Source organism: Nocardia sp. NPDC057455 (assembly GCF_042802775.1).
Taxonomy (GTDB): Bacteria; Actinomycetota; Actinomycetes; order Mycobacteriales; family Mycobacteriaceae; genus Nocardia.
The window spans coordinates 25,663-32,244 of record NZ_JBHVDM010000081.1; the positions used below are offsets into that span (position 1 = coordinate 25,663).

General features: G+C 70.1%; 7 protein-coding genes. 5 read left to right on the forward strand and 2 right to left on the reverse strand.

Translation table 11 applies throughout. From position 1 onward, the window contains the following. Positions 1-13: 13 nt before the first annotated feature. On the reverse strand, positions 14-1,255 hold the full coding sequence (gene dinB, locus ACFU5M_RS26350; protein WP_379053471.1) for a DNA polymerase IV: 1,242 nt from the start codon (positions 1,253-1,255) through the stop codon (positions 14-16). A 206-nt stretch (positions 1,256-1,461) separates the two neighbouring features. Between dinB and ACFU5M_RS26355 the strand changes: the two genes are divergently transcribed. The 3 genes from ACFU5M_RS26355 to ACFU5M_RS26365 are packed head-to-tail and all read left to right on the forward strand — an operon-like array spanning position 1,462 to position 3,917. Continuing rightward, positions 1,462-1,842: a BlaI/MecI/CopY family transcriptional regulator gene (locus tag ACFU5M_RS26355; RefSeq protein ID WP_379053473.1), complete on the forward strand. Its 381-nt coding sequence runs from the start codon at positions 1,462-1,464 to the stop codon at positions 1,840-1,842. Continuing rightward, entirely contained in the window at positions 1,839-2,789 is a 951-nt protein-coding gene (locus ACFU5M_RS26360; protein ID WP_379053475.1) for a M56 family metallopeptidase, read from the forward strand. The genes ACFU5M_RS26355 and ACFU5M_RS26360 overlap by 4 nt, the downstream gene beginning before the upstream one ends. An 18-nt stretch (positions 2,790-2,807) precedes the next feature. Beyond that, positions 2,808-3,917 carry a DNA glycosylase AlkZ-like family protein gene (locus tag ACFU5M_RS26365; protein WP_379053476.1) on the forward strand — a complete coding sequence of 370 codons (1,110 nt, stop codon included), beginning with the start codon at positions 2,808-2,810 and terminating at the stop codon, positions 3,915-3,917. On the opposite strand, the gene ACFU5M_RS26370 is transcribed toward ACFU5M_RS26365, so the two are convergent. Beyond that, complete coding sequence (locus tag ACFU5M_RS26370) at positions 3,898-4,665, reverse strand: TetR/AcrR family transcriptional regulator (protein ID WP_379053477.1); 768 nt, start codon at positions 4,663-4,665, stop codon at positions 3,898-3,900. The two genes, ACFU5M_RS26365 and ACFU5M_RS26370, sit on opposite strands and share 20 nt — an antisense overlap. A gap of 100 nt (positions 4,666-4,765) precedes the next feature. On the opposite strand from ACFU5M_RS26370, the gene ACFU5M_RS26375 reads away from it, so the two are divergent. Together ACFU5M_RS26375 and ACFU5M_RS26380 are read left to right on the forward strand one after the other, a co-directional pair. Beyond that, the gene (locus ACFU5M_RS26375; protein WP_379053479.1) at positions 4,766-5,728 is read left to right on the forward strand and encodes an ATP-binding cassette domain-containing protein; all 963 of its coding nucleotides are present in this window, start codon (positions 4,766-4,768) and stop codon (positions 5,726-5,728) included. Further along, the gene (locus tag ACFU5M_RS26380) at positions 5,725-6,549 is read left to right on the forward strand and encodes an ABC transporter permease (RefSeq protein WP_379053480.1); all 825 of its coding nucleotides are present in this window, start codon (positions 5,725-5,727) and stop codon (positions 6,547-6,549) included. Before ACFU5M_RS26375 ends, ACFU5M_RS26380 begins: the two co-directional genes overlap by 4 nt. Positions 6,550-6,582 lie beyond the last annotated feature (33 nt).

Here is a 6,582-nt window from a genome sequence, read left to right on the forward strand (position 1 = left end):
CGGCGAAGCAGGCTCAGTCGGGGAGGAGGGGTACCGAGACGCCCTCGCCCCGGTTGAGGAGAGCGGCGCGGGTGACGGCGGCGGAGCCGAAGCGCTCGCGCAAATCGTCGAGGGTCGCGTCGAGGGTGTCGGTGTCGCGGGCCTCGAACGGCAGCGAGAGCTGGACGGTGTCGGCGTCGTCGAGGTTGGTCAGTGCCAGGCCGATCAGGGTGAGGCCGCGTTCTCGGATGAGCGGCATCGCGCCGGTGAGCAGAGCGCGGGCCGCGAACAGGATCGTCTCGGTGTGGTCGGTGGCCTCGGCGAGGGTGTGCGAGCGGGTGGCCCGGGTGAAATCGTCGAAACGCAGCCGCAGCACCACCGTTCGGCACACTCGGTCGGCGGCGCGCAGTCGTCTGCCGAGCCGATCGGTGAGACCGTGCAGGTAGGCCTCGATCTCGTCCGGCGGACGGTGCCCGCGGCCGAGGGCGCGCTGAGCGCCGATCGAGCGCCGCCGCCTTCCGGTCTCGACACGGCGCGGGTCACGCGCCCAGGACAGGGCGTAGAGATGGCGGGCCGCGGCGGGACCGAGTATCGCCCGCAGCGGGGGCTCGCCGAGCTCGGCCAGCTGACCGACCCGGGTGATGCCGTGCTCGTGCAACGTCCGCGCGGTGACGTCGCCGACGCCCCAGAGTCTCTCCACCGGCAGTGGATGCAGGAACTCCAGTTCGCCGTCCGGCGGGACCAGCCGCAATCCGTCGGGCTTGGCGACGGCGCCGGCCACCTTGGCGAGGAATTTGGTGCGGGCGATGCCCACCGAGATGGGCAAGCCGACCCGGTCGCGGACCTGCGCGCGCAGCCGCGTCGCGATGGCGACCGGCTCGCCCGCGATCCGGCGCAGCCCGCCGACGTCGAGAAACGCCTCGTCGATGGAGATGCCCTCCACTACGGGCGTGGTGTCGCGGAAGATCTCGAAGACGGCCTTGCTCGCCTCGGCGTATGCGGACATTCGCGGCGGCACCACGATCGCGTGCGGGCACAACCGGCGCGCCTGCCCGCCGTTCATCGGGGTCCGCACCCCGAACGCCTTCGCTTCATAGCTCGCTGCCAAGACCACACCGCCGCCGACGATCACCGGTTTGCCGCGCAGCCGCGGGTCGTCACGCTGCTCGACCGAGGCATAGAACGAGTCGAGGTCGGCATGCAGGATCGACGCCTCCGGCCGCGCGAGTATCCGGGGCCTGCCGGATCGGGGGACGGACGCATCGGACACGAACATATGTTCGCATAAGTCGCTCGACAGCTACCTCGCCGTGCTCGATCAGACGCCCGGGGAGCTGGTGTGAGGGCAGCGTCCGCGGCACGCAAGGCATCCGACAGCCCTGGTCGGCGCGGGTGGATCTACTGGTTGCCTCCGTAGTAACAGGCCGTAACCGGTACCCTGTTCCCACGACGGGGCACAGCGCGGATGAGGGAGTCGGTACGGTGCGTGGATTCGGGGATCTGGAGGCGGTGATCATGGACCGCATCTGGGATCAGGACGCAGAGGACACAACGGTGCGTGAGATCTTCGACGAACTGTCGGCTCAGCGCGAGATCGCGTATACGACGGTGATGTCGACCATGGACAACCTGCATCGCAAGGGCTGGCTGGCACGCGAACGCGCCGGTAAGGCCTATCGATATTGGCCGACGCTCACCAGGGAGGAGCACAGCGCCCGGCTCATGCTGGAAGCGCTGGGTTCGGGCGGACGCTCCGATCTGGTGCTCAGTCATTTCGTCGATCGGATCAGCGCCGAGGAGTCTGCCGGGCTGCGTGCCGCGCTGCGCAGACTCGCGGCGCGCAAGTCACCAGAAGTGCCGTGAACCTGGCCATTGCTCTGACGCTGTACGGCAGCGTCGTGGCGACTTTCGGTCCGCCCGTGCTGCGCGGTCTGACCCATCGTGGCATCGCGCCGCGGCTGGGCGTGATCGCCTGGGTGGTCGCGATCGTCGGTGCGCTGAGCGCATGGGGGATTGCGGCGACGGTGGTGACCATCGAGTTCGCCACCTACTGGGGACATCCGAAGGACGCGCTGCGCTCCTGCGTGTCGTTCCTGTGGACGCCCATGCACGTGCACGGCGCCGCGGCCACCCGGGCGGCCACGTTCGCCGTGGCGGCGCTGGTGGCCACGGGCACGGTGGCGCTCGTCGCGCGTGCGGTCGGTGTCGTGGTGGACATGCGCAGGCGCACCAGCGTCCACGCGCGGGCCGTCCGCCTGGTCGGCAGGCCGGTGCCGGGTCTCGGGGCGGTCCTGCTCGATTCGCCGGAGCGGCAGGTGTATTGCGTGCCGGGACGGCCCGACACCATCGTGGTCACCACCGCCGCGCTGGACGTGCTGGACGACGACCAGCTCGCCGCGGTGCTCGCGCATGAGCGCGCGCACCTGTCCGGCAGGCACGCGGCGTTGTCGGCGGTGTTGCGGGCGGTGGCCACCACGCTGCCCGGTCTGCGATTGTTCACCGTCGGCGCGGCCGAGATCGCCCGGCTGCTGGAGATGTGCGCCGACGACAAGGCCGCCGACGAGCACGGTTCGCTTCCGCTGCTGGGCGGGCTGCTGGCGATCGTCGGCATCGCCGAGCCCCCGCCCGCGGGTGCGCTGGCCGCGGCGGGTACGGCGGTACTGGCCCGTGCCGAGCGGCTGGCCGACCCGGTCGGCGCGATCCGCCGGGCCACCACCCGCACCGCTCTGCTCGGCGTGATCGCCGTGACGGTGACCGGGTCGGCGCTCGCGGCCGCGACGGTGGCCGGTGTCGGCGCGCTGCTGAGCTGAGCGGGAGAAGGAGCACACGTGCGGACCACCTGGGATCAGGTCTTCGCTTGGCGGCTGGATCGTCAGTATGTCCGGTCCCGTGCGGACGAGGGTGCGGTAGCCGTCGCCGGGCGTTTGTGTGGGGTGCAGGCCCAGGTCACCTCCGCGGCGGAACTGGCGGTCGCGCTGCGCAGCACGAAACCGGAATCGGGTGGGCTGGTTCGCGCGCTCGAGGACGGCACGTTGATGAAGACCTGGGCCATGCGCGGCACCCTGCACGCGCTCACTCCGGACCTGGCCGCCGCCTGCCTCGCGCTGATCGGCTCCGCGCGCACCTGGGAGAAGCCCTCCTGGCAGAAGAATTTCGGCGCCTCGCCCGCGGAGGTGGCGGCGCTGGCCGAGGCGGTCGCCGAGGTACTCGACGGCGCGGTGCTCACCCGCGAGGAACTGGTCGAGGCCCTGGAATCCGAGCCCGGTTTCCATCGGCTCGGCGAGGAATTGCGCTCCGGCTGGGGCGCGCTGCTCAAACCTCTGGCCTGGCAGGGGGTGCTCTGCCACGGTCCGTCGCGGGGCACCAAGGTGACGTTCACCCGTCCCGCGCAGTTGGTGCGCGATTGGCCCGGCCTGCCCGAGCCGGATGCCGCGGCACCCGCCGCGATCCTCGGCTATCTCGGCGCCTACGGCCCCGCCACGCCGGAGACCTTCGACGCTTGGCTCAGCCGCAACAGTCTGCGTAAGACCACGGTGCGGCGCTGGTTCGCCGAATTGGGTGCGCTGCTCACCGAAGTCGAGGTGGAGGGCCGCCGTGGCTTCCTGCCGACCGATCAGGTCGACGCGCTGGCCGCCGCCGCGCCGAGCGCGTCGGTGCACCTGCTCGGCGCCTTCGATCAGTACGTGCTGGGGCCGGGCACCGGTGACACCGTCGCGCTGCCTGCCGCCCATCGTGCGAAGGTGAGCCGTACGGCGGGCTGGATCTCACCGATCGTCGTCGTGGGCGGACGTATCGCGGGCACCTGGGAACTCACCGAGGACGCCGTCGAGATCACCATGTTCGACGGTGCGCCGTTGCCGAAGCGGGGGCTGGACGCCGCGGTCGCGCACGTGGCGCTGACGGCCGGGCGCGAAAGCCTCACGGTGCGGGTCGCGTAGCGTTGTCGCGATGGGCCACATAGTGTTCCAGGCCGTCGAGGATGCGCTGTAACCCGAAACCGAAGTGGTCGAAATCCGGGCCGAACGCGTCGTCCGAGAGCGCGGCCATGACTGGGTAGCGGCCGGTGGCCATGGCCTGTTCCAGCGTGGGCACCTGGGCCTGCCAGAATTCCGCGTCGGTCATGCCCGATACGCGTTCGGCCTCCTGCTCGTACAGTTGCGTGCGGGCCGCGCCGAGCACGTAGCCGGAGACCATGATCACCACCGAGACGAGTTCGCGATCCGGCAACCTCATCGGGCGGATCGCACCCAGTACTCGTTCCATGCCCTCGACCGCACCGGGCCCCAGCACCGGCCGCGAAGGGTTCACGCCGATCAGCCACGGGTGCCGCCGGTACATGGCCAGCGACTCGTAGGCGAGGGTTTCCAGCGCGCCCCGCCAGCCGCCGAGACGATCGCCCACCTCCTCGCCGGGGCGTTGTACCCGGTCGAGCATCAAATCCAATAGCTCGGCCTTGCCCGGCAGGTACCGGTACAGCGACATGGTGCCGGTGCCGAGTTCGGTCGCCACGCGGCGCATGGTCACCGCGGCCAGGCCCTCGCTGTCGGCGATCGCGATCGCCGCGTCGACGATCCGATCCAGTGACAGGCCGGGTTTCGGCCCGCGGCTCGGCCGGGGGCCGGCACCCCAGAGCAGGTCGAGGGTGCGGGCGATGTCGCCACTGCCGCTGGTCTCCGTGCCGGTCACACCCGCCAGCTTATCCGCTTGGCAGAGAACTGGGTACGTTGTACCCTAATTCGAGTACATCGTACCCAGTTTCACGGGTGCGCGACGGGGAAGGGGAGTAGTGAACGAATTCGCGGTCCTGGCCGAGGGGCTGGAGAAGAGATATGGGGACAAGCGGGCCCTGGACGGGTTCGATCTGACCGTGCGTCGCGGCGCGGTGCACGGGCTGCTCGGGCCCAACGGCGCGGGTAAGACCACCGCGGTGCGCATTCTGTCGACCCTGATCCGGCTGGACGGCGGTCGCGCCGAAGTCGCCGGTCTGGACGTCGCGCGCGATCCGCGCGCGGTGCGTGCCCGCATCGGGCTGACCGGCCAGTACGCGGCCGTCGACGAAGTGCTCACCGGTCGGCAGAACCTGGAGATGTTCGGCAGGTTGTTCCATCTCGGCGGCAAGCGCGCCCGGCAACGGGCCACCGAATTGCTGGAGCGCTTCGACCTGACCGAGGCAGGCGACCGCGGCGTCGGCAAGTACAGCGGCGGCATGCGCCGCAGGCTCGATCTGGCGGCCTCGATGATCCTCGCGCCGGACGTGCTGTTCCTCGACGAGCCCACCACCGGGCTCGACCCGCGCAGTCGCGGTGAAGTCTGGGAATCGGTGCGCGCTCTGGTCGCCGACGGCACCACGGTGCTGCTGACGACCCAGTATCTGGAGGAGGCGGACAAACTCGCCGCTCGGATCACCGTCGTCGATCATGGCCGCGCCATCGCCGACGACACCCCCGAGGGGTTGAAGAGTGCCGTGGGCGGCGACCGCATCGAGGTCGTGGCGGCGGATGTCGCCGACCTGCCCGCAGTCGCGAAAGTGGTGGCCCGGGTATGCGACGGCGAACCGGATGTCGACGATGTGGAACGACGGGTGTCCGCGGCGGTCACCGAGCGCGTCGCGGCGCTCACCGAGGTCGCGCGCACGCTTCAGGACGAAGGCGTGGACGTGCAGGACATCGGCCTGCGCAGGCCCAGCCTCGATGACGTTTTCCTGCAGTTGACCGGCCATCGCACGATCACCGAGGAGGCGGCCCGATGAGCACCGTGAATCACGACTCGAGCCGTCGGCGTTCCCGCGCGTACTGGGCGATCGCCGACTGCTGGAATGTGGTGCGCCGCGGCCTGACCCACTACCAGCGTCAGCCGGTCAACATCGCCTGGCAGCTCGGCTTCCCGATCCTGTCGGTATTGCTGTACGGCTATGTGTTCGGCAGCGCGATGAGTGTGCCCGGCGGCGGTGACTACCGCAGCTTCCTGATGCCGGGCATGTTCGCCATGACGATGGCGTTCGGTTTCGTCAACACCGCGACGGTCGTCGTCTACGACGCCACCAACGGCGTGATCGACCGCTTCCGCTCCATGCCGATGGCCTCCTCGGCGGTGGTGTCCGGGCGCGGTGTGACCGATCTGATCGTGGCCTGCGCCGAATTGGCCATTTTGATGCTGACCGCGCTGGTCATCGGGTGGCGACCCGAAGGCGGTGTCCTGCGTGGCCTGGCGGCCTTCGGTCTGCTGCTGTTGTTGCGGTTCGCGCTGATCTGGGTGGGCGTCTGGCTCGGCTTGCTGGTACCGAATCCGGAGGCCGCGGGCGGGCTGTTCGCGGTCGCTTTCCCGCTCACCATGATCTCCAGTATTTTCGTCGCGCCCCAGTTGATGCCGGACTGGCTGGGCTTCGTCGCCGCGTGGAACCCGATCTCCTCCACCGTGGCGGCGACCCGCGAGCTGTTCGGTACGCCGGTCGGCAGCGGGGATTCCTGGGTGGAGCAGCACTCGTTGGCGATGGCCGTGGTGTGGCCGCTGCTCATCACCGCGGTCTTCCTGCCGCTCGCGGTCCGGCGCTTCCAGCGTCTCAGCCGCTGAGCCGTCGCGGCATGCGACCCGGCGGCGCCCGGC

Excerpts from the sequence above, each read along its gene's own strand:
- dinB (WP_379053471.1), bottom strand. The coding sequence starts at position 1,255 with ATGTTCGTGTCCGATGCGTCCGTCCCCCGATCCGGCAGGCCCCGGATA.
- ACFU5M_RS26380 (WP_379053480.1), top strand. The coding sequence starts at position 5,725 with ATGAGCACCGTGAATCACGACTCGAGCCGTCGGCGTTCCCGCGCGTAC.